This is a genomic window from Arsukibacterium sp. (assembly GCF_018402695.1).
Lineage (GTDB): Bacteria > Pseudomonadota > Gammaproteobacteria > Enterobacterales > Alteromonadaceae > Alishewanella.
The window spans coordinates 331,597-353,009 of record NZ_JAGYIM010000009.1; the positions used below are offsets into that span (position 1 = coordinate 331,597).

Here is a 21,413-nt window from a genome sequence, read left to right on the forward strand (position 1 = left end):
CTTCGGCAATAATCGTTATCGGGCGTATGTTGCGGTTAATGTCGCCTTGGCCAAGGCATTAGCATTTAGCATAAAACTGACCACTGCAGCACTGGCGTCATCCGGCACCGCCAAGGTGTCTTCCGGTAATGCCCATACGGTAAACTGATAGCGGTGCATACCATGGCCTTCAGGCGGACAGGCCCCACCAAAGTCTTTACTGCCGTAATCGTTGTTAAAGCTGCGACAACCCGGCGGTAAACGGCCTTTACCCACACCCCGTGCCAAGCCGGTCGCATCGGCCGGAATATCGGTTACCAACCAGTGCCAGAAGCCCGAACTGGTGGGTGCGTCCGGGTCAAATACTGTTAGCGCAAAACTTTTTGTATCCTGCGGCGGATGTTGCCACGCCAATTCAGGTGATACATTATTACCATTACAGCCAAAGCCATCAAACTCATGATCTTTGGCCATAAAATGGCCTTCTTTAATATCCGGACTGCTAAGGGTAAAACGCGAATCACTCATGTTGCCTCCATAGCTGATAAAAGGTTAGTGAATACTTACTTATGCTGGGATAACCATTGATAAAAGGCTTGCTTAGGCAGAGCGCCGGCTTGCTGCGCCAGCACTTTGCCCTGCTTAAATAACATTATGGTAGGAATAGAGCGAATATTAAACTGGCCTGCCAATTGTTGCTGCTGCTCAGTATCAATTTTGCCAAAGCGGTACTTCGGCTCCAGTTCAGCAGCGGCCTGGCTGAACACCGGCGCAAAACTTTTGCACGGCCCACACCAGCTGGCCCAGAAATCGACCACCAATGGCAACTCAGACTTGTTAGCGTGAGCAGCAAAGTTAGCAGCAGTCAGCTCTAACGGCTGACCGGCAAACAGGGCCTGCTTACATTTGCCGCAGTTGGCATTCAGGGCCGGCTTGTCAGCCGGTAAACGGTTAAGACTATGGCAATTCGGACAGGCAACAATCATTGCAGGCTCCCGCTAACAGATGTTCTCTGTTATATAGCGACGCAGCGGCAGATTTTAAAGTCGATGTTAAAAACTTATCTGCTGCCAGGCTGTTTTACTATCAAAACTTAAGGTTTTAACACCGCCCATACCTTCAATATTGACGGTGTTAACCTGAGCAGGCCACAAATCTTGCAACGAGCTGTGCTTTAAACGCAGCCCGGCCAGCTCTGCGGGTATAGCGGCTTCCTGGTAAACCCAGTAGAAACGACCGTCCAACTGACCGCCAACCAGACTTAACGTAATTGGCTCCCCCGCCAGCGAGCTGAGGCTAAAATGCTCAGCGACATATTGCTCAAACTGCTGCTGGGTCTGCTGGTTGTTAAGCAAGTCGGCATTTTTATCAAATAACTGTTTTACTCCATGCTCGGCATCATGCACATAAAAGCGGTGCATCACTTCGATATTGCCAGTGCGCTGATTAAACAGCACTTTGCTCAGTGCTGTTTTCATCTCATGCGCCGCTAGCTGGCCGCAGCAACCAGCCAGTAACAGCAGACCCAATAACCAGCGCATTAATTGCCGCCCTGCTCTGCTGGCTTGTCAGCTGCGGATTTTTTTGCCGGATCTTTCAACTCGGTTTTGCTGTCCTGCATAATATCGCGGCTGACTTTGGCTTTGCTCTTTTCAGACTTATAGGCCTCTATCCGTGACGGCACGATACGCCGTGGATAAAAATTATTTTCAATATCGACATCGGCAGTTTCCCATTTTGGATCAACCACCACGTCTAGCAGCACTTTATCTTTGGCCGTAACAATTAGTTTATTAACGGCCTTGGGACTACGACGCCAGATTTCTGCCGGAATATACTGCTGCTCAGAACTACCATCGGCATAGTTAAGTTGCAGCAAAATCGGCATCACCAGACCGCCTTTGTTACTGAACTGCAGCACGTAGTAGTTTTTATCTTCCGCTACTGCCCGCTCGAACGCTTTGCGTTCCCAGGGTTCCAATTCATGCAGAAACTTGTTGTAGGCATTGCGTTCTTTATTGGTAACAGTAAAGCGATCGTTTTCGTCGTAAAAATCGCGCACATCCGGGTTCTGATCTACCCAAAGTACCTTGCCCTCGGCTTTATTGCGTTCAACAAACAATGAAACGGGTTTATCCAGCTCCTGTTGACGCTGCCGTTGAAAATCGATATCCGGGTTTTTAGTATCTAACCGCAGCTGAAAAACTTTATCCAGCGAAATATCAACATGGTCGGTGCTGTAAAACCAGCCCCGCCAGAACCAATCCAGATCGACCCCGCTGGCCTCTTCCATGGTCCGGAAAAAATCCGCCGGCGTCGGCCGTTTAAACTTCCAGCGCGTCGCATATTCTTTAAAGGCAAAATCGAACAGCTCGCGGCCCAAAATGACTTCGCGCAGAATATTCAGCGCTGCTGCCGGCTTGGTATAGGCGTTTGGCCCTAACCGCAATACGCTGTCAGACTGGGTCATAATGGGCACCTGAATATCGGATTTCATATAATCAACGATATCACGCGGCTCAACACCCCATGGAATAGTCGGGTCCCATTCGCGACCGGCTACCCCGTCAAGAAAGCTGTTTAAGCCCTCGTCCATCCAGGTCCATTGCCGCTCGTCGGAATTAACTATCATAGGGAAATAAATATGGCCAATTTCATGGATCACCACGCCTATTAAAAAGCGCTTTTCGGCCTGTGAATAGGTGCGGCTGCCATCATCCTGCAATTTGGTACGCGGGCCGTTAAAGGTGATCATCGGGTATTCCATGCCACCGACCGGACCGTTAACCGATTGCGCGACCGGATACGGATAATCGAATGAGAAACGGGAATACACTTCCATGGTATGGACCACGGCTTCTGTGGAGTACTTCTGCCAAAGCTCACCGCCTTCTTTCGGATAGAACGACATCGCCATTACAAACGGCTGCTCGCTGCCGCCCTGCTGATAACCTTTGGCATCCCAGATAAATTTACGTGATGAGGCCCAGGCAAAATCGCGGACATTTTTCGCCTTGAAATGCCACGTTTTACTGCTGTCTGTGCCGGCTTTCTCGTTTTCCAGTGCTTCCTGCTCGGTAACAATAAATACCGGCCGCTTGGCCGTTTTTGCCTGCTCCAGCCGGTTCAGCTGCTCGCGGCTTAGTACTTTACTGCTATTTTGCAGCTCACCGGTCGACGACACTATATGATCGGCTGGCACGGTCAGCTTAACGTCGTAGTCGCCAAACTCCAGAGTAAACTCGCCCCGGCCCAGAAACTCTTTATTAGTCCAGGCCTCATAGTCGGTATAAGCAACCAGGCGTGGAAACCACTGCGCCAGTAAGAAAATATCATTACCGCCTTCGCGCTCATCATCCGGAAAATGCTCATAGCCGGCGCGGGCTGATACCGCATCTTCTTCGACGATATTAAAGGCAAAATCCAGGCTGAACCCGACTTGCTGGCCAGGCTTTAACGGTTTGTCCAGATCAATTCGCATTAAGGTGCCGATCACAGTTACCGGCAAGGCTTTACCGCTACTACTTTTAACATTCGATATAGCAAAGCCCAGCTCGTTGTCAGCCATAAACTGCTGCCGGCGCAATTCTTCCAGACTTAAGCGCGCGGTAATATCACCACCGCCGACCGACGTCGCTGGCCCGCGACGACCAATACCCCCAAAATCAGTACTCATTTCGGCCATTGAATCGTTTTTAAAGATATTCTGGTCAAGGTGCAGCCACAAATACTTCAGCGTATAAGGTGAGTTATTCTGATAGCTTATCTGCTGTCTGGTGCTGATCCGACGGGCTGACTCATCCAGCTGCACATCCATTTTGTAATCAACCTGCTGCTGCCAGTATTGCTGGCCCGGCTCGCCAGCAGCATTGCGGTATATATTCGGCGTGGGCAATACTTCATCTAACTGGCGAAACTTGTCTTCAAAATCACCTTTGGTCTGACGGATAGCACTGTCAGCAAACGCTGAGCTGCAAAGCAGCGTCGTCAGCAGACTAATCATTGATATTGATTTTAATGACAACAAAGATCGGGATGAAACAGCAGGCATAATCAGGTGCTCTCTTATTATTATCAGCGCTTACAACAAGCGAACTACAATAAGGAAGTTCTGGCAGCCAGACAAGCCGTGTTCAGCACGTTTATCGGTTAATCTGTCGCCATAAAAAAACCCCGCACAAGGCGGGGTTTAATCGTGAACCGGATTACAGAATATTAATCACGTGGTTTACGTGGAGCACGTGGCGCCGCACCCGGTCGTGGACCAGGCCCACTGCGCCGTTCACCACCGCTGTTCGGACTATTGTTGCCGCCTGCACTGCCAGTATCAATACTGATATTCAGCTTTTGCTTGCGCACATAGACCTTTTTCAGATGTTGAAAAATTTCAGCCGGAATATTGGCGGGTAATTCAACGGTACTGAAGTGGTCAAACAATTTAATGTTACCGATGAACTGGCTGTCGATATTGGCTTCGTTAGCAATAGCACCAACAATATCACCGGCGCGCACACCGTGCTCTTTACCTACTTCAATCCGGTAATTATTGTAATCACCTTTCATTTCCCGGCGTACCCTCGGACCACGCTCTGACCGCTCGCCACCGCGGTCACCTGAGCGCTCAGGACGATCACTGCGCTCCCGGCGTGGCCGCTCTTCCCGCTCGCCACGAGCATGCGGCTGGCGCAATTCCGGAAATTGTTTGGCTACATTTAACGGCTGATCTTTCTGAGCCAGATACAGCAACGCTGCCGCAAGATCAACGTCGGTGGTTTCCAGCTTTTCACGCCAATCTGTAACCAGCTCCTGAAAGAAACTCAGGTTCTGGGTTTCGATAGTTTGCGCCAATTGCTCGCGGAATGACTCAATCCGGCGCTGCTCAATCACCTGACCAGTAGGCAGTGACATTTGCTCAATCGGTTGCTTGGTGGCATGTTCAATGGTGCGCAACAGCCGACGTTCACGAGGCGACACAAAAAGTATCGCTTTGCCTTCACGACCCGCACGGCCGGTACGACCAATCCGATGCACATAGGCTTCACTATCATATGGAATATCATAGTTAACCACTAAGCTGATCCGCTCAACGTCCAGGCCCCGGGCAGCAACATCGGTAGCAACGATAATATCCAACTGGCTGGCTTTCATCCGACGAATGGTTTGCTCACGGTGTGCCTGATTCATATCACCATTTAAACAGGCAACGGCATAACCGCGGGCGCCCAGTTTTTCGGCAATTTCTTCAGTAGCACTTTTAGTGCGTACAAACACAATGCTGGCATCGTATTCTTCACCTTCCAGTAACCGGGTCAACGCATCCAGCTTCTGATTGGCGTCCAGCATAACGTAGCGCTGAGTGATCCGCTCAACCGTACTGGTTTTTGAGGCTATTTTAATCTCTTCAGCATTTTTTAAATGCTTCTGGGCAATTGCCCGGATCTGAGTTGGCATGGTAGCGGAGAACATCGCCACCTGACGGCCCGGTGGTGTGGCATCCATAATGGTTTGCACATCATCGATAAAGCCCATCCGCAACATTTCATCTGCTTCATCCAGCACGATAGCCCGCAGCTTGTCCAGCTTCAGGGTGCCACGGTCTAAGTGATCAAGGATACGACCCGGGGTACCGACAATAACCTGCGAGCCGCGTTTCAGCGATTTCAGCTGGTTGGTATAGCTTTGGCCACCGTATAACGGCAGTACATGAAATGCCGGCATATAGCGGGCATAGGCCTGGAAGGCTTCCGCTACCTGAATAGCCAGCTCACGGGTTGGTGCCAGCACCAGAATTTGTGGATCGTTTTGCGCAGGGTCAAGCCGCGCAAGTAAAGGCAGAGCAAAAGCACCGGTTTTACCGGTACCGGTTTGCGCCTGGCCTAACACGTCTTCACCAGCTAATAGTTTTGGGATAGCCGCCGCCTGGATAGGCGATGGTGTTTCATAACCAAGTTCAGTGACCGCGCGTACCAGCGGTTCCGGCAGCATTAGCTGGGAAAAAGACAAAGTTTCAGACATACGTTGTTATAACCTCAATCACACGCAGGCTTGTTGGTAAGTGCTATTGTTGTTTTTACCTGGCCTGCAATGCAGTAAAAACACGAAAACGGGCAAAAGACATAGCTTTCCCCGATTTTATTCCAGTAGTATAGCCAAACATTTACCACCTGGAGGATCACCATGATAGAAATCCTCGTTGGCAGCCAAATGGGCGCAGCGGAATATGTGGCAGAACAAGTTGCTGAAACACTGGTACAAGCGGGATATGAAGCATCACTTCATTTTCAACCCGATTTGGATCAGCTAAACCCGACTCACATCTGGTTAGTGATCACATCCACCTATGGCGCAGGAGATCTGCCTGATAATATTCAACCCTTTGCGGATCAATTAGCACAAGATCGGGGTGATCTTACCACACTTTCTTACGCCATGATCACTTTAGGTGACTCAAGCTACGATACTTTTTGCCAGGCAGGCAGAACATTGAGCAAATTGCTGCAGCAAAAAGGCGCAAAACCACTGTTGGCAAATCTTGAAATTGACGCACTGACTGCAGATTTACCTGAAGATCAGGCTTTGGTATGGTTGCCGCAATTTATTAAAAGTATAAAAAAAGGCGAGTGATAAACACTCGCCAAAACACAAGTATCTCAGGAAGAACAGATAGACAAATCTCTGCTCCCGGTTGACCTCAGCAATAAAACCAACCAGGCGCCAATGTATCCTGAAACAGCCAATCCTGCTTAACAATCACCTGATAAAGCGTTGATAAATTCTGGTTTTAGCACTTTTACGCTTGTGTCATAGGCTGCTTTACTACTGCCATTACCCCCAAGTTATCAACAATGTTTCAAATGCATAGTTCTGAATGTGTATAACTTAGCCTTTATTCGGTTACTAACCTGTACTTATGCTCTTTATAAAAAAAATGTCAGCTCCACCTGTGCATAACTAGCATGGTTGTCCACCTGTTCAGACTGAGTTGATCCAACCTTGATCACAGGATCAGATCCTATTTAAGCTATTGATCCCATATTGTAATAATCGCTTATCCACCGAAAACAGTCTGCTTAGTAGTAATAGTAGTAAAAAGATCTTTAAATAGATCTTATATATTTTAATGCGATCCTGATCCGCTTTAAACGTTTCACAAGCGATCGGATCGCGCTACAATACGCGCCCTATTTTCAAGTGGTGTTTAAGCCAGAGTTGAGGCAGAAATGTTGTATCAAGAAACTTTTGATGTGATCGTAGTCGGTGGTGGCCATGCTGGTACCGAAGCTGCTTTAGCTGCTGCGCGCATGGGTTTGCAAACTTTACTGCTAACTCATAATGTTGAAACCCTGGGCCAGATGTCATGTAACCCGGCCATTGGCGGTATTGGTAAGGGCCACCTGGTTAAAGAAATTGATGCGCTTGGTGGCGCTATGGCAATAGCGGCTGACAAAGGCGGTATTCAGTTTCGAACCCTGAACAGCTCGAAAGGTCCAGCTGTGCGGGCAACCCGTGCTCAGGCAGACCGCCAGTTGTATCGTGCTGCTATCCGGCAGATTCTGGAAAACCAGCCAAATTTACGGATTTTTCAGCAGGCGTGTGACGACCTGATTGTCGAAAATGACCAGGTGCAGGGCGTTGTTACCCAGATGGGCTTAAAATTCCGCGCTAAATCTGTGGTACTGACTGTCGGTACTTTCCTCGGTGGTCAGATCCATATTGGTCTGGAACAGTTTTCTGGCGGCCGGGCAGGTGACCCCCCATCCATTGCTTTAGCCCGACGGTTACGGGAACTGCCATTTAGAGTAGATCGACTAAAAACCGGAACACCACCGCGGGTTGACGCCAGAACAGTCGACTTTTCAGTAATGCAGCCGCAACCTGGCGATAACCCGACCCCGGTATTTTCGTTTTTAGGTAAGGGTACTGATCATCCACAACAAATACCCTGTTATATCACGTACACCAATGAACAAACCCATCAGGTTATCCGCGACAATTTGGATCGGTCACCGATGTACACCGGGGTTATCGAAGGTATAGGTCCGCGCTATTGCCCATCTATCGAAGACAAAGTCATGCGTTTTGCCGATAAAGATAAGCATCAGATCTTTATCGAACCAGAGGGCTTAACCACCCATGAATTATATCCAAATGGTATTTCTACCAGCTTACCTTTTGATGTCCAGTTATCAATTGTACGGTCGATTAAAGGTATGGAAAATGCCCATATTACCCGGCCTGGTTATGCTATCGAATATGACTTTTTTGACCCACGGGATCTAACCAGTTCATTACAAACTAAATTTATAAAAGGGTTGTTTTTTGCCGGTCAGATCAATGGCACAACCGGTTACGAAGAAGCCGGTGCTCAGGGACTACTTGCAGGGTTAAACGCTGCGCCTGTTTAGCCAGGAACAAGACAGCCTGGTCACCGAGCCGCGAACCAGGCTTATTTAGGCGTACTGGTTGACGATTTAACCACTATGAGGCACCAAAGAACCTTACCGCATGTTTACCAGCCGGGCTGAATACCGTTTGATGCTGCGCGAAGATAATGCCGATGCACGCTTAACCGCTAAAGGCCGTGAACTTTGGTTGGTTGATGATCAACGCTGGCAGGCATTTAACGAAAAAATGGAACAGATAGCAGTTGGAACGGCAACGCTTAAAGCAAAGCTGGATCCACCCGCAACATACAGCGCTAACTGCGAGTAAATGCAGTTACTGAAAACACCGTTAAGCCGGGAAGCCAGTTTGGAAGAATTGGTCCGCCGGCCAGAAGTGACTGTATGCAGCAACTGATGCAAATTAGTAGATTTAGGCCCGGCACTAGCTGATCCCATTGCCGCTGAACAAGTTGAAATTCAGATTAAATATGAAGGCTATATTCACCGCCAGCAAGACGAAATTGCCAAGCAACAACGTAATGAAGCCACTAGATTACCGACAACAGTTTGATTATAACCGCGGTTAAAGGTTTGTCAAACGAAGTCATTATTAAGCTAAATCAAACGCCAGCCAGCAAACTGTAGGCCAGGCATCACGGATTTCGGGTATTACCACCGGCGGCTATTTCGTTGTTGCTGGTATACCTGAAAAACAGGGTTTACTGCGTAAATCAGCGTAATAAGGCGTTATTAGCTGAAAGGAACAGTATGCTAGAACAACTGCGGCAGCTGGTAGCTGCAAACCAGCCTGACAACTGAACAGAGTCAGCAATTACAACAATGTATTGCATTATGTGCAGTTACTTGATAAATGGAATAGCGCCTATAACCTGACGTCAGTGCGAGATCCGGCAGAAATGTTGGTTAAGCATGTGATGGATAGCCTGGTTATAGCGCCGCATTTACAAGGCGCAACATTTCATTGATGTTGGCACTGGCCTGGTTTACCCGGTGTACTGCTGGCCATTTACTACCCAGAAAAACAATTCACCCTGCTAGACAGTCTGGGCAAACGGATCCGTTTTTAAATCAGGTAAAAATGCAACTGAGCTTGAGCCAATATTCAACCGCTGCAAAGTCGGGTAGAACATGCATCAACCTGCAACACTGTTACGATGGCGTTATCAGCCAGAGCCTTTGCCTCGGCTAGATGATATGCCGCAGCTGGTGTCGCCACCTACCTGCAGCCAAATGGCCATTTTTACGCAATGAAAGGCGCAGCGGTGCAAGAAGAAATTGCAGCTTTGCCGGATTTTGTTAAAGTAGCGCCGTTCATACCTTGCAGGTGCCAGCAACTGCAATGCTCAGCCGGCATCTGGTAATACTGTGACCAGCGCTTAACCGATAATCGAGGAGCATCTTGTGGCGTAAAGTCATCGCCATTGCCAATCAGAAAGGTGGGGTAGGTAAAACCACTACAGCTGTGAATTTAGCAGCATCAATGGCGGCAACCAAGCGCAAGGTTTTGCTGATCGATCTTGGACCCACAGGGCAATGCCACTATGGAGCAGCGGTGTCGATAAGTATGAAGTGCATGCTACCGCATCATGAATTACTGATTGATCGAAAAACCTCTGGCTGAAGTTGTCGTCAAAGAAACCAGCGGCGGTTATCACCTGATGGCAGCCAATTCTGATGTTACTGCTGCTGAAGTGCGCTTAATGGACGTATTTGCCCGCGAGCTTCGTTTACGCACTGCCTTAAAAGACTACCGCAGCAGCTATGATTTTATCTTTATCGACTGCCCGCCGTCACTGAACATGCTAACCGTTAACTGCCATGGCTGCCGCCGATACCGGTATTGGTGCCGATGCAATGCGAATATTTTGCGCTGGAAGGTCTAACTGCACTGGTCGATACCATTAATCAAACTGGCGGCAGTGGTAAATCGCCGAGTTAAAGATCGAAGGTATATTAAGAACCATGTACGATCCGCGCAACCGGTTAGCAAACGATGTATCAGAGCAATTAAAACAACATTTTGGTGACAAGGTTTACCGTGCGGTGATCCCGCGCAATGTGCGGTTGGCAGAAGCACCCAGTTTTGGTACACCGGTAATGTATTATGATAAAAACTCAACCGGGTGCAAAAGCTTATCTGGCACTGGCCGGTGAAATGTTGCGTCGGTCAGATAAAAAACCAGTGAGCAACGCAGCCTCTGTATGAACTACGATAAGTTAAAGGATACTTTTGCGCATGGCGGTGAAAAACGCGGCTTGGGCCGGGGCTTAGATGCCTTACTGACGTCGAACAGAACGACAGAGCAAAACCACGCTAATCAGCAGTCTGCTGAGCTGCAGCTATTGCCGGTCGAGTTTCTGACGCCAGGTAAATACCAACCACGCAAAGATATGTCGCAGGAAGCGCTGGAGGATCTGGCCAGCTCCATTCGGGCCCAGGGCGTTATTCAACCCATCAGTCAGTGCGGCCGCTGGCGAAAGACAGTTATGAAATCATCGCCGGTGAACGGCGTTGGCGTGCCAGCCAGCTGGCACAACTATCTGAAGTGCCCTGTATTGTTAAAGATGTACCGGACGAAGCTGCCGTTGCCATAGCGCTGATTGAAAATATTCAGCGCGAAGATTTAAACGCGATGGAAGAAGCGGTAGCGCTGGATCGGTTACTGACTGAATTTGCTTTGACCCACCAGCAAGTCGCCGATGCGGTGGGTAAATCCCGCGCCTCAGTTACCAATTTACTGCGGCTTAAATGCCAGTTGAATGACGACGTTAAAGTGTTGCTGGAGCATGGTGATATTGAAATGGGCCATGCCCGGGCCGTTATTAGCGCTGCTAAAGATAACGAGCAATCTGATACCGCGCGTTTGGTTGCGGCATAAACAGCTTACGGTGCGTGAAACTGAGAGTCTAGTCCGGCGGATTCTGGAACCTAAACCAGCAGTGGCAGAAAAAGCGCGTGATCCGGATGTTGATGGCGCTGGAACAACGCTTAAGTGAGCGTTTTGCTGCGCCGGTGCAGATAAGTTACAACAACAAAGGCAAAGGTAAGCTGGAAATCAGCCTACAGCAGCCTGGATGAGTTAGACGGTATTTTAGCCAAGTTGCAACATTGCTGGCGAGCATTAATGCACCAAATTGTACCAATTTTCTGTACCAGCCTGTACTATCGTAGGGCAGCTCGCCTTTGTGTTGCAAATTAAAGGCAGATAAGTATACTTTCGCAAGTTTTTTCGACCCCCTTCACGGGCTATTACAAGGGGGTACAAAGTGGCTGAAAATAATGCAGCGCAGAGCGCGAAAATCAGCTTATACAGCTGGTACTGTGCTCAGGCTTATCAGTAGCCGGGGTGTATCGCACTGGCTTTTTTTGCTGACCGATAGCAGCTGGCAGCCAAATCCGCTTTTAAAGGTGGTTTGGCTGCTGCAGTACCAAATTTGTGTGTTTGCGTTTTGCGTTTCGTTTCAGTGCGTTAGATGCAGGCAGAAAGCAGTAGCTGGCTAGCGCTTTATGCGCGGCCAGTCAGTTAAAATGTAATTGTTAACCGCTGTGTTGCTTGTGCAGTAGTATTCACAGCAGCAGCATTTGGTACTAGAAGCATTTGTTACTTGGTTTTGATCACCTTGACGCTGCTAGCACAGTGGACAGCACCAGTTTTCTTTAAACATTAAACTATTGGGATGAAACATGGCTGCAGGTGAAGAGTTAACACTCTCTAGCCATATTCAGCACCACCTTACTAACGCCAAAATGTGTACCGTTGATGGCAGTGTCGCATTTAATAAAGCGTGTAGTGAGGCCGGGTTCTGGACATGGCATCATTGATACCTTGGCGTGGTCTATTGGCCTTGGTATTGTTATTTCTGTGGGTATTCCGCAGTGCTGGCGAAACAAAGCCACTGTCGGTGTGCCGGGAAAGTTTCAGTGCTTTGTAGAAATGGTGGTCGAGCTTGTTGCTACCAACGTCAGAGATACCTACCACGGCAAAAGCAAATTAATCGCACCACTGGCACTAACCATTTTTGTCTGGGTGTTTCTAATGAACCTGATGGATTTAGTCCCGGTTGATTTCCTGCCCGCCTTTGCTGGCTTGGTTGGTGCTACAGGCTTTTGGTATGGACCCGCATGACGTCTACATGAAAATTGTACCTACCACAGATATCAATATGACGGCTGCGCTGGCTATCGGCGTGTTTATTCTGATGATTGGTTACTCTATCCGGATTAAAGGTGTATTGGGCTTTATTAAAGAACTGACGCTGCATCCTTTCAGCACCAAAATGTGCCGTTACAAATCATCCTTGATCCCAGCTAACTTGCTGCTGGGAAACCATTGCACTGGTTGCCAAACCGTTTTCCACTGGCGCTGCGGTTATTCGGTAACCTGTATGCCGGCGAAATGATCTTTATCCTGATTGGTGCTATTGGTCTGGCGCAGCTACCGTTGCACTTCGTCTGGGCCGTGTTCCACATTCTGGTCATTGTCTTACAGGCGTTCGTGTTTATGATGCTGACCATAGTGTACTTAAGTATGGCCAGTTCAGATAACCATTAATTTTTAACTTTAACTTTAACTATAGAAATATCGGAGATAAAAATGGAAATTGCAGTAGCTATTAAATTAATCGCTGTAGCGTTGTTAATCGGTTTTGGTGCTATCGGTACTGCACTGGGTTTCGGTAACATGGGTGGTAAGTTCTTGGAAGCTTGTGCCCGTCAGCCTGAACTGGCCCCTTCACTGCAAGTTAAAATGTTCATCCTTGCTGGTCTTATCGATGCCGTAGCTATGATCGGTGTTGGTATCGCTATGTACATGTTGTTCGCAATGTAATTGAAGGTTTTTGTTAAACGAACAACTAAATAAGGAGGAGCGGACGTGAACTTAAACGCCACTCTGTTAGGTGAATTAATCGCTTTTACCGTCTTCGTACTTTTTTGTATGAAGTTTGTATGGCCGCCGCTGATGAATGCCATCGAAACGCGCCAACAAAAAATTGCTGACGGTTTAGCAGCATCTGATCGGGCAGAAAAAGACCTGGCGTTAGCCCAGGACAAAGCCAAAGATCAGTTAAAAGATGCTAAAGCACAAGCGGCTGAAATTATTGAGCAAGCGAGAAAACGCGAAGCGAAGATGATTGAAGAAGCGGCCCAGAAAGCGAATGCTGAGCGGGATACTATCCTGGCGCAGACTAAAGCCGAAATTGAAGCGGAGCGAAACCGTTTACGCGAAGATTTGCGCAAGCAGGTAGCCGCCCTGGCGGTAGCCGGTGCAGAGAGAATTCTGCAACGTTCTATCGACGAAGCTGCTCACAGCGACATTCTGGAAAAACTGGTACAAGAACTGTAATGGGGATGAGCTATGTCTGATATTGACGAATATTGCTCGTCCGTACGCTAAGGCGGCCTTCGACTTTGCTGTAGAGCAAAATGCGCTGGATGCCTGGCTGCAAATGCTGGCGTTTGCTGCGCAAGTAGCAGAAAACGACCAGGTTGCAGCACTGTTGCGTACTTCTGGTGTTGCTGAAAAGCAAGCCGACCTGTTTCTTCAGGTTTGTGGTGAGCAACTCAACGAGCAGGGTCAGAACTTTATTAAAGTACTGGCTGAAAATCATCGCTTGTTGGCGTTGCCTGAAGTATTAGTTGCCTTTGTTGAACACAAAGCGGCATATGAGAAAGAAATAACCGTCGAGGTTACTTCCGCCACTGCCCTTGATAAAGCTCAACAAGACAAGCTGATAGCTGCATTATCGCAACGTTTGGCACGCAAAGTTAAATTGAACTGTAGCGTCAATCCTGACATGGTCGGCGGCATGCTGATCAAAGCAGGTGACATGGTTATTGATGGCTCGGTCCGCGGTAAGCTGGATCGTTTAGCAACTGCGCTGCAGTCGTAATTGGGGAATAGAGTATGCAACTGAATTCCACTGAAATTTCAGAACTGATCAAGAGTCGAATTGCTCAGTTTGAAGTGGTCAGTGAAGCTCGTAACGAAGGTACTATCGTCCAGGTAACTGACGGTATTATCCGGATTAATGGCCTTGCTGATTGTATGCAAGGTGAGATGATCGAGCTTCCTGGCAATCGTTATGCTATCGCGCTTAACTTAGAGCGCAATTCTGTTGGTGCCGTGGTAATGGGTCCGTACGCGGACTTAACTGAAGGCACTAAAGTAAAAAGTACCGGCCGTATTCTTGAAGTACCGGTAGGTCCGCAACTGTTAGGCCGCGTGGTGAATACCTTAGGTGCACCTATCGATGGTAAAGGCCCGATTGACGCTGCAGGTTATGCCCCGGTAGAAAAAATTGCGCCGGGCGTAATTGACCGTCAATCAGTCGACCAGCCAATGCAAACCGGTTATAAGTCAGTTGATGCCATGATCCCAATCGGTCGTGGCCAGCGTGAATTATTAATCGGTGACCGTCAGACCGGTAAAACGGCTTTAGCTATTGATGCCATTATCAACCAGAAAAATACTGGTGTTAAATGTATTTACGTTGCTATCGGTCAGAAAGCCTCTACCATCGCTAACGTAGTACGTAAGCTGGAAGAGCACGGTGCCCTGGCCAACACGATCGTGGTGGTAGCCTCTGCTTCTGAAGCCGCTGCGTTGCAATTCCTGGCGCCATATTCTGGCTGTACCATGGGCGAATACTTCCGTGACCGCGGTGAAGATGCCCTGATTGTATATGATGATTTGTCTAAGCAAGCTGTTGCTTATCGTCAGATCTCGTTGCTGTTACGCCGTCCGCCAGGCCGTGAAGCTTACCCGGGTGACGTATTCTATCTGCACTCACGTCTGCTGGAGCGGGCATCACGGGTTAATGCCGACTATGTTGAGCGCTTAACCAACGGCGAAGTAAAAGGCAAGACCGGTTCATTAACCGCTCTGCCAATTATTGAAACCCAGGCCGGTGACGTATCAGCGTTCGTACCAACCAACGTAATCTCGATTACTGATGGTCAGATCTTCTTAGAATCTGATTTATTTAACGCCGGTATCCGCCCTGCGGTTAACGCCGGTATTTCAGTATCGCGGGTAGGTGGTGCAGCGCAAACCAAGATCATCAAGAAATTAGGTGGTGGTATTCGTCTGGCATTAGCGCAGTACTCAGAGCTGGCAGCATTCGCTCAGTTTGCGTCTGACCTAGATGAAGCAACCCGCGCCCAGTTAGAGCACGGTCAGAAGGTTACTGAGCTGATGAAACAGCTGCAGTACAGCCCGATGAGCGTTGCCGAAATGGGTGTGTCTATTTTCGCTATCGAAAAAGGTTATCTGAAAGATGTTGAAGTGGCCAAAATCCAGGATTTTGAAACTGCTTTAATCAGCTTTATGAAAGCCGAGTATGCCGAGCTGATGGCTGATATCGCGAAAACCGGTAACTACAACGATCAAATCGAGTCGTCGCTAAAAGCGGCCATTGAGAAGTTTAAAGCAACTCAGACTTGGTAAATTACGCGGGTGGCAATAGCCACCCCGTTCGTTGAATGAAACGGAGATACAGTCATGGCCGGTGGTAAAGAGATAAAAAGTAAGATCGGGAGTATTAACAATACTCGCAAGATCACCAGTGCTATGGAAAAAGTTGCGGTCAGCAAAATGCGCAAAGCGCAGGAGCGCGTAGCTGCAACCCGCCCATACGCTGAAGGTATGCGCAAAGTAATCGGTAATATTGCTCAGGGCAACATCGAATATCGTCATCCGTATTTATCGGAGCGTGACGTAAAACGGGTTGGCTACATTATTATTTCAACCGATCGCGGTCTTTGCGGTGGCCTGAATACCAACGAGTTTAAGAAAGTTGTGCTGGAAATGAAAAGCTGGAAAAGCCAGAACGTCGAAGCTGAGTTTGCCGTTATCGGTAACAAAGCCACGGCGTTCTTCAAGCGTTTCGGCGGTAAAGTTGTAGCACAACAAACGGGTTCAGGTGACGTACCACGTTTGGCTGATGTGATTGGTTCGGTTAAGGTAATGCTGCAGGCATACCTGGATGGCCGGATTGACCGCTTATTCCTGGTATACAACACTTTTGTGAATACCATGAAACAAGAGCCAGTGATCGATCAACTCTTACCTTTGCCCAAAGCAGATATCGCTCAGAAAGAGCATAACTGGGATTACCTGTACGAGCCGGATCCGCAACCTATCTTAGATATGTTGCTGGACCGCTACATCGAGTCACAGGTTTACCAGGGGGTTGTTGAAAACGCTGCCAGTGAACATGCAGCGCGGATGGTGGCAATGAAAGCCGCTACCGACAACGCCGGTAATTTAATGGACGACCTGAAGTTGGTGTACAACAAAGCACGTCAGGCCGCTATTACCCAGGAGCTCAGCGAAATCGTCGCAGGTGCGGCAGCTGTAGGCTAAGGTGAACAGTTTTGAGAAATTTGAGGAAACATCATGAGTCAAGGTAAGGTCGTCCAAATCATTGGCGCCGTTGTGGATATCGATTTTCCACAAGAAGCGGTACCTAGCATCTATGACGCGTTAAACGTGACTGACGGTGATCTGGCTGGGTTAGTGCTGGAAGTACAGCAGCAGCTGGGTGGCGGTACAGTTCGTACTATCGCAATGGGCACCACCGACGGTTTACGTCGTGGTACACAAGTTGGAAATTCAGGCAAAGCCATTCAGGTACCTGTCGGTAAAGCGACCTTAGGTCGTATTATGGACGTTTTAGGTAACCCGATTGATGAAGCGGGCCCTATCGGTGAAGAAGAGCGCTGGTCAATTCACCGCGCTGCGCCTTCATACGAAGAGCAAGCTGCATCAAATGCCCTGCTGGAAACCGGTATTAAAGTTATCGACTTAGTTTGCCCGTTTGCCAAAGGCGGTAAAGTAGGTCTGTTCGGTGGTGCCGGTGTCGGTAAAACCGTAAACATGATGGAATTAATCCGGAACATCGCTATCGAGCACAGCGGCTACTCAGTATTTGCCGGTGTTGGTGAGCGGACCCGTGAAGGTAACGATTTCTATCACGAGATGAAAGACTCTAACGTACTGGATAAAGTATCGTTAGTGTATGGTCAGATGAACGAGCCACCAGGTAACCGTTTACGCGTTGCGTTAACTGGCTTAACCATGGCAGAGAAGTTCCGGGAAGAAGGCCGTGACGTACTGTTCTTCGTTGATAACATCTACCGTTATACCCTGGCCGGTACTGAAGTATCAGCCTTGTTAGGCCGGATGCCATCAGCGGTAGGTTATCAGCCAACGCTGGCGGAAGAGATGGGTGCGTTACAAGAGCGTATCACCTCTACCAAAACCGGTTCTATCACGTCGATTCAGGCCGTTTACGTACCTGCGGATGACTTAACCGATCCGTCACCAGCCACTACCTTCTCGCACTTAGATGCAACAGTAGTACTGAGCCGGAACATTGCGTCACTGGGTATTTACCCGGCAATCGACCCGCTGGATTCAACGTCTCGTCAGTTAGATCCATTGGTTATCGGTAAAGAGCATTACGATGTGGCCCGTGGCGTACAAACGGTACTGCAGCGTTACAAAGAACTGAAAGACATCATCGCCATCTTAGGTATGGACGAGCTGTCAGATGAAGACCGGACCTTAGTTTACCGTGCGCGGAAAATTCAGCGGTTCCTGTCTCAGCCGTTCTTCGTTGCTGAAGTATTCACCGGTTCGCCAGGTAAGTACGTACCGCTGAAAGAAACTATCCGTGGCTTTAAAGGCATTCTGGACGGTGAATATGATCACTTGCCAGAGCAGGCTTTCTACATGGTAGGCTCTATCGACGAAGCGATCGAAAAAGCGAAGAAGCTTTAAGCAACCAGGCTTTAGGAGAGCGAAATGGCGATGACAGTGCAACTGGATGTAGTAAGTGCTGAAGAGAAAATTTTCTCTGGCCTTGTCGAGTCCGTGCAGGTCACAGGCAGTGAGGGCGAGTTAGGTATTTTACCTTTTCACGCCCCGTTACTGACTCCTCTGAAACCTGGCATGGTCCGTATCGTGAAGCAGTTCGGTGAAGAGCACGTAATTTATGTAGCCGGTGGCGTACTTGAAGTACAACCCGACAGCATTACCGTGCTGGCCGATGTTGCGGTACGCGGCGAAGACCTGGATGAGCAGGCGGCATTAGATGCCCAGAAACGGGCAACTGAAGCAATGCAACATGCCGGGGCAGATTTCAATTATGCCGAAGCGGCAGCGCAACTGGCCGAGGCCATTGCTCAGCTGCGGGTAATTCAGAAACTGCGCAAAAAGTAACTTTACGTTTGTTAGAAAAGCCACCTTTATGGGTGGCTTTTTATTGCCGGAACTAACGGTCTGTTTTAACCTGATTAAAAACAAGCTAGTTTCTTATTTGTTACAAATGAGTATAATCAGTGGCTAAATTATAGGTGCAATGGACTGACTATTGGTTACTTCACATCCGGCAAAATACGCGCTGGCTGAATATACGCTTGATACCGGTAACTTTAACCTGCTGTTAAACGGCAAAACTATACCGTTAGAACCCAAGGTTTTCGCTGTTTTAATGCACCTTATCCAGCAGTATCCCCGTTTTGTTACCCTCGAACAATTGCATGAACAGGTGTGGCAGGGCCGGGTAGTCAGTGACACGGCAGTAAGACGCACTATAAGTAAGCTGCGACAGGCGCTGAATGATACAGACAGCGACCCCCCGCGTTTCATTAAATCGCAAATGAAACGGGGTTATGCCTTAGTCATCAGCCCGGATATCATTGAACGCGTAGCTGAGGACAGGTTAATTGCCGGGACTGCCAGCAATGTGTCCCCTGCTGCAGGTCCTCTGTTATCACCTTCGCTGGCGGCTGCGGAACAGTCAGTAAAACGGCGCCGGCCCGCTGCGGCGTTGATATTATTGCTGGTTTTTCTGCTTATTTTACTCGGGGTGGGCGGGTATCAATTTAGCAGCAGGCTGCTAAGCAATCCACAAAGCGCGCCGGCATCACTAGCACTCGCCGTCGGTGAAAGTTTGATTGATATTCCGGGCGAGAAAGTTGATTTGGCGCTGTCAGCTGACGGACGATTTCTGGCGTTTAGTGCCAGTGTAAAAGGACATGGTGGTTGGCAGCTATTTCTGCATGACCGCTTCAGCGGCCAGATTAAACCCCTGCCAACAACGGGTAGTCATGCTGTTACTACCCTGAGTTTTATCCGAGATGACAGTGCTGTGGTCTACATTGATATTGCGGGCGAGCGCTGTCGTTTGTATCTCCTGGAATTAAAAGAGGGGGCACAACCCCAGCTACTGGTAGATCAGCAGTTTACATTGGGAAATGTGCTGTACCACAGTGCACTCGATAGGCTTATTTATAATGCCACAGCGGCTCAGGGCGATAACGGCTATTATTACAGTTATGATTTAGCCAGTGGCGGGGTACAGCAACTCACCTTTAGTGCAGCATCGATGATTGTTGATTTAGGGGGGAGTCTGTCTCCAGACCAACAACAACTGGCAATGGTTCGTTATCGTGGTCAACATGATGAATTCCGACTGCAGATATATCAGCTGGCCAGCAAGCAGCTGTTGCAGGAAACCGCATTACCCGTGCGTGCTACACAAATACTGTGGCCAGAGCAAGACCAGCTGGTGTTATTAGACCAGGGCGGCACTGCCTGGCGCTATCAACTTAGTAACCAGCAACTTAGTGAGATCACGTTGGCTGGCAACAACCGGATCCGCCGCCTGTTTATCACGCTTGAGCAGCAATTGCTGGCAATTTTACGACCCGCTGTCGAACGCAGTTATATTGAGGCCAGCTGGCCCGACAGACAGACAAAGCAGTTTTATCGCTTTAACAAGCCGCCACTGGCATTAGCTTATAGCCCGGATCCGCAGAAACTCTGGTTAACTCAGCGTCATGCTGACGAGTATCAGCTACGCTTGTACGACACCAACAGCCAGCAACAACAGCCTGTAATATCGTTAGAAAACGATTTTCAGCTACTGTCACAAAGCCCGGACCAACAGTATTTGCTGCTTAAAATGAAAAAAAGGCTTTGGTTATTGCAGTTAAGCAACAATCAGCTTACCGCCATTTCGGCACAAACTCAGGTGGTCGAGTCGGGTTTTTTCAGTGCAGATAGCCAGCAAATTCTCTTTACCGAAAATGAGGCTGGCCGCTGGCGGGTTAATCGTTACCTGATCAGTGCCGGTACAACAGATCGGTTTAGCCAGGATTACCGCTTGTTTATTCCGCTCGGTAACGAATTTCTGGCCGTGGACCCGCAAGGCCAGTTTCACCGACTGGACAGTACCTTGCAGCAGGTTGTAAAACAAGATGCCAGAATGATGTTTGATGTACCTTACCAGGTGAATATTTATGGCGACACTTTGCTATTTAGTAATATGCAAATGGCTGATACGTTTCTATGGCAGTTTAGTGCACAACAACCTGATATATCGCAGCAGGTTTTGCCACGCAATGAGCTTGACCCGAGGTTGTCAATTAGCCCTGACGGCAAAAAAGCCCTGTATTTTAATATTCAACGCAATAGCGATCGCATTGTTAACCTTGGAAAAGTACTTTAATTTCATTGTTTTAAATAGTTATAACTGTAGTTATAACTAAAGTGTTTACTTCATCACAGTAAAGTCGCAAAGCCGTTATCGCTGTTTCTCTGACTGCTGGCTACAGTTTGCCCTGTCGCATAACAACGCCGCAGGAGGCAATCATGCAAACTAAGAAAAACACCCTTGTGAACATGTTAGTAGCGGGTTCTTTATTGTTGCCGGCTGGTATAACTATGGCTGAGCCCAATGCCCAGCTGAATGTTGATACTAACCCGCAAAAGGTAATATCGCTGGACGACTTTGACATTAAACTGGATTTGGAACAGACGTTAGTTCAATTGCAGCAACAGCTTAAACACGACAACTATAACAATGCGCGTAAAGCGCTGACCGAAACGTCATTACTGGGCAATGTTCTGCCACTGTTACAACATTGAACAGTTGTTAATGAGCAAGGAAAACGGTAATGTTTAAGCTGTTAAAAAAACAAGAACCAGCCCGGGTGCTGGGCTGGGGTTTGTTTTGGTT

At 48.5% G+C, this 21,413-nt stretch carries 19 protein-coding genes and 4 pseudogenes; 18 read left to right on the forward strand and 5 right to left on the reverse strand.

Annotated features, from left to right (window positions below):
- Window positions 1-15: 15 nt before the first annotated feature.
- The 5 genes from KG631_RS03670 to KG631_RS03690 form a co-directional block, all read right to left on the reverse strand.
- On the reverse strand, window positions 16-507 hold the full coding sequence (locus KG631_RS03670; RefSeq protein WP_213995352.1) for a YbhB/YbcL family Raf kinase inhibitor-like protein: 492 nt from the start codon (window positions 505-507) through the stop codon (window positions 16-18).
- A 35-nt stretch (window positions 508-542) separates the two neighbouring features.
- Window positions 543-965 carry a thioredoxin TrxC gene (gene trxC, locus KG631_RS03675; protein ID WP_213995359.1) on the reverse strand — a complete coding sequence of 141 codons (423 nt, stop codon included), beginning with the start codon at window positions 963-965 and terminating at the stop codon, window positions 543-545.
- A 66-nt stretch (window positions 966-1,031) separates the two neighbouring features.
- Window positions 1,032-1,520 (reverse strand): DUF6702 family protein, encoded by a 489-nt coding sequence (locus KG631_RS03680; protein WP_213995364.1) that lies wholly within the window; start codon window positions 1,518-1,520, stop codon window positions 1,032-1,034.
- The gene (locus tag KG631_RS18745; RefSeq protein ID WP_301003565.1) at window positions 1,520-3,982 is read right to left on the reverse strand and encodes a M1 family aminopeptidase; all 2,463 of its coding nucleotides are present in this window, start codon (window positions 3,980-3,982) and stop codon (window positions 1,520-1,522) included. Before KG631_RS18745 ends, KG631_RS03680 begins: the two co-directional genes overlap by 1 nt.
- A gap of 212 nt (window positions 3,983-4,194) precedes the next feature.
- On the reverse strand, window positions 4,195-5,994 hold the full coding sequence (locus KG631_RS03690; RefSeq protein WP_213995370.1) for a DEAD/DEAH box helicase: 1,800 nt from the start codon (window positions 5,992-5,994) through the stop codon (window positions 4,195-4,197).
- Window positions 5,995-6,156: 162 nt separating this feature from the next.
- Between KG631_RS03690 and mioC the strand changes: the two genes are divergently transcribed.
- The 18 genes and pseudogenes from mioC to KG631_RS03765 all read left to right on the forward strand — a co-directional run bounded on the left by mioC (window position 6,157) and on the right by KG631_RS03765 (window position 21,322).
- The gene (gene mioC / locus KG631_RS03695) at window positions 6,157-6,603 is read left to right on the forward strand and encodes an FMN-binding protein MioC (protein ID WP_213995376.1); all 447 of its coding nucleotides are present in this window, start codon (window positions 6,157-6,159) and stop codon (window positions 6,601-6,603) included.
- A gap of 596 nt (window positions 6,604-7,199) precedes the next feature.
- A pseudogene (mnmG, locus tag KG631_RS03700) lies at window positions 7,200-9,103 on the forward strand (tRNA uridine-5-carboxymethylaminomethyl(34) synthesis enzyme MnmG).
- A 114-nt stretch (window positions 9,104-9,217) separates the two neighbouring features.
- Window positions 9,218-9,451: pseudogene (locus KG631_RS18750) on the forward strand (RsmG family class I SAM-dependent methyltransferase).
- 332 nt (window positions 9,452-9,783) lie between these two features.
- Window positions 9,784-10,005 (forward strand): AAA family ATPase, encoded by a 222-nt coding sequence (locus KG631_RS18755; protein ID WP_301003566.1) that lies wholly within the window; start codon window positions 9,784-9,786, stop codon window positions 10,003-10,005.
- Window positions 9,983-10,267, forward strand: a complete 285-nt coding sequence (locus KG631_RS18760) for an AAA family ATPase (protein WP_301003567.1) — start codon at window positions 9,983-9,985, stop codon at window positions 10,265-10,267. The genes KG631_RS18755 and KG631_RS18760 overlap by 23 nt, the downstream gene beginning before the upstream one ends.
- 79 nt (window positions 10,268-10,346) lie before the next feature.
- Window positions 10,347-10,538 (forward strand): ParA family protein, encoded by a 192-nt coding sequence (locus tag KG631_RS18765; RefSeq protein WP_301003568.1) that lies wholly within the window; start codon window positions 10,347-10,349, stop codon window positions 10,536-10,538.
- Window positions 10,539-10,586: 48 nt separating this feature from the next.
- Window positions 10,587-11,491, forward strand: a pseudogene (locus tag KG631_RS03715) (ParB/RepB/Spo0J family partition protein); the annotation flags it as partial.
- Window positions 11,492-11,493: 2 nt separating this feature from the next.
- Window positions 11,494-11,556 (forward strand): hypothetical protein, encoded by a 63-nt coding sequence (locus KG631_RS19160; RefSeq protein ID WP_365868171.1) that lies wholly within the window; start codon window positions 11,494-11,496, stop codon window positions 11,554-11,556.
- A gap of 513 nt (window positions 11,557-12,069) precedes the next feature.
- Window positions 12,070-12,937 (forward strand): annotated as a pseudogene (gene atpB / locus KG631_RS19165) (F0F1 ATP synthase subunit A).
- A gap of 42 nt (window positions 12,938-12,979) precedes the next feature.
- The gene (atpE, locus tag KG631_RS03725; RefSeq protein ID WP_062483651.1) at window positions 12,980-13,213 is read left to right on the forward strand and encodes a F0F1 ATP synthase subunit C; all 234 of its coding nucleotides are present in this window, start codon (window positions 12,980-12,982) and stop codon (window positions 13,211-13,213) included.
- A gap of 45 nt (window positions 13,214-13,258) precedes the next feature.
- Window positions 13,259-13,729, forward strand: coding sequence for a F0F1 ATP synthase subunit B (gene atpF / locus KG631_RS03730; protein WP_213995383.1), 471 nt, complete (start codon window positions 13,259-13,261; stop codon window positions 13,727-13,729).
- Window positions 13,730-13,745: 16 nt separating this feature from the next.
- Window positions 13,746-14,276 (forward strand): F0F1 ATP synthase subunit delta, encoded by a 531-nt coding sequence (gene atpH / locus KG631_RS03735; RefSeq protein WP_213995642.1) that lies wholly within the window; start codon window positions 13,746-13,748, stop codon window positions 14,274-14,276.
- Window positions 14,277-14,290: 14 nt separating this feature from the next.
- The gene (atpA, locus tag KG631_RS03740; protein ID WP_213995389.1) at window positions 14,291-15,832 is read left to right on the forward strand and encodes a F0F1 ATP synthase subunit alpha; all 1,542 of its coding nucleotides are present in this window, start codon (window positions 14,291-14,293) and stop codon (window positions 15,830-15,832) included.
- Between the two features lie 54 nt (window positions 15,833-15,886).
- Complete coding sequence (gene atpG / locus KG631_RS03745) at window positions 15,887-16,750, forward strand: F0F1 ATP synthase subunit gamma (RefSeq protein ID WP_213995395.1); 864 nt, start codon at window positions 15,887-15,889, stop codon at window positions 16,748-16,750.
- Between the two features lie 33 nt (window positions 16,751-16,783).
- Window positions 16,784-18,169 (forward strand): F0F1 ATP synthase subunit beta, encoded by a 1,386-nt coding sequence (atpD, locus tag KG631_RS03750; RefSeq protein WP_213995402.1) that lies wholly within the window; start codon window positions 16,784-16,786, stop codon window positions 18,167-18,169.
- A 24-nt stretch (window positions 18,170-18,193) separates the two neighbouring features.
- Window positions 18,194-18,610, forward strand: coding sequence for a F0F1 ATP synthase subunit epsilon (locus tag KG631_RS03755; RefSeq protein WP_019676211.1), 417 nt, complete (start codon window positions 18,194-18,196; stop codon window positions 18,608-18,610).
- 151 nt (window positions 18,611-18,761) lie between these two features.
- Entirely contained in the window at window positions 18,762-20,903 is a 2,142-nt protein-coding gene (locus KG631_RS03760; protein WP_213995409.1) for a winged helix-turn-helix domain-containing protein, read from the forward strand.
- Window positions 20,904-21,046: 143 nt separating this feature from the next.
- Window positions 21,047-21,322, forward strand: coding sequence for a hypothetical protein (locus KG631_RS03765; RefSeq protein ID WP_213995413.1), 276 nt, complete (start codon window positions 21,047-21,049; stop codon window positions 21,320-21,322).
- Window positions 21,323-21,413 lie beyond the last annotated feature (91 nt).

Bases quoted from the DNA above. Each gene is read 5' to 3' on its own strand.
- atpG (WP_213995395.1), top strand. From the start codon at position 15,887: ATGGCCGGTGGTAAAGAGATAAAAAGTAAGATCGGGAGTATTAACAAT.
- KG631_RS03755 (WP_019676211.1), top strand. From the start codon at position 18,194: ATGGCGATGACAGTGCAACTGGATGTAGTAAGTGCTGAAGAGAAAATT.
- KG631_RS03690 (WP_213995370.1), bottom strand. From the start codon at position 5,994: ATGTCTGAAACTTTGTCTTTTTCCCAGCTAATGCTGCCGGAACCGCTG.
- trxC (WP_213995359.1), bottom strand. From the start codon at position 965: ATGATTGTTGCCTGTCCGAATTGCCATAGTCTTAACCGTTTACCGGCT.
- KG631_RS03680 (WP_213995364.1), bottom strand. From the start codon at position 1,520: ATGCGCTGGTTATTGGGTCTGCTGTTACTGGCTGGTTGCTGCGGCCAG.
- mioC (WP_213995376.1), top strand. From the start codon at position 6,157: ATGATAGAAATCCTCGTTGGCAGCCAAATGGGCGCAGCGGAATATGTG.
- KG631_RS18765 (WP_301003568.1), top strand. From the start codon at position 10,347: ATGTACGATCCGCGCAACCGGTTAGCAAACGATGTATCAGAGCAATTA.
- KG631_RS03670 (WP_213995352.1), bottom strand. From the start codon at position 507: ATGAGTGATTCGCGTTTTACCCTTAGCAGTCCGGATATTAAAGAAGGC.
- KG631_RS18745 (WP_301003565.1), bottom strand. From the start codon at position 3,982: ATGATTAGTCTGCTGACGACGCTGCTTTGCAGCTCAGCGTTTGCTGAC.
- atpD (WP_213995402.1), top strand. From the start codon at position 16,784: ATGAGTCAAGGTAAGGTCGTCCAAATCATTGGCGCCGTTGTGGATATC.
- atpA (WP_213995389.1), top strand. From the start codon at position 14,291: ATGCAACTGAATTCCACTGAAATTTCAGAACTGATCAAGAGTCGAATT.
- KG631_RS03765 (WP_213995413.1), top strand. From the start codon at position 21,047: ATGCAAACTAAGAAAAACACCCTTGTGAACATGTTAGTAGCGGGTTCT.
- atpE (WP_062483651.1), top strand. From the start codon at position 12,980: ATGGAAATTGCAGTAGCTATTAAATTAATCGCTGTAGCGTTGTTAATC.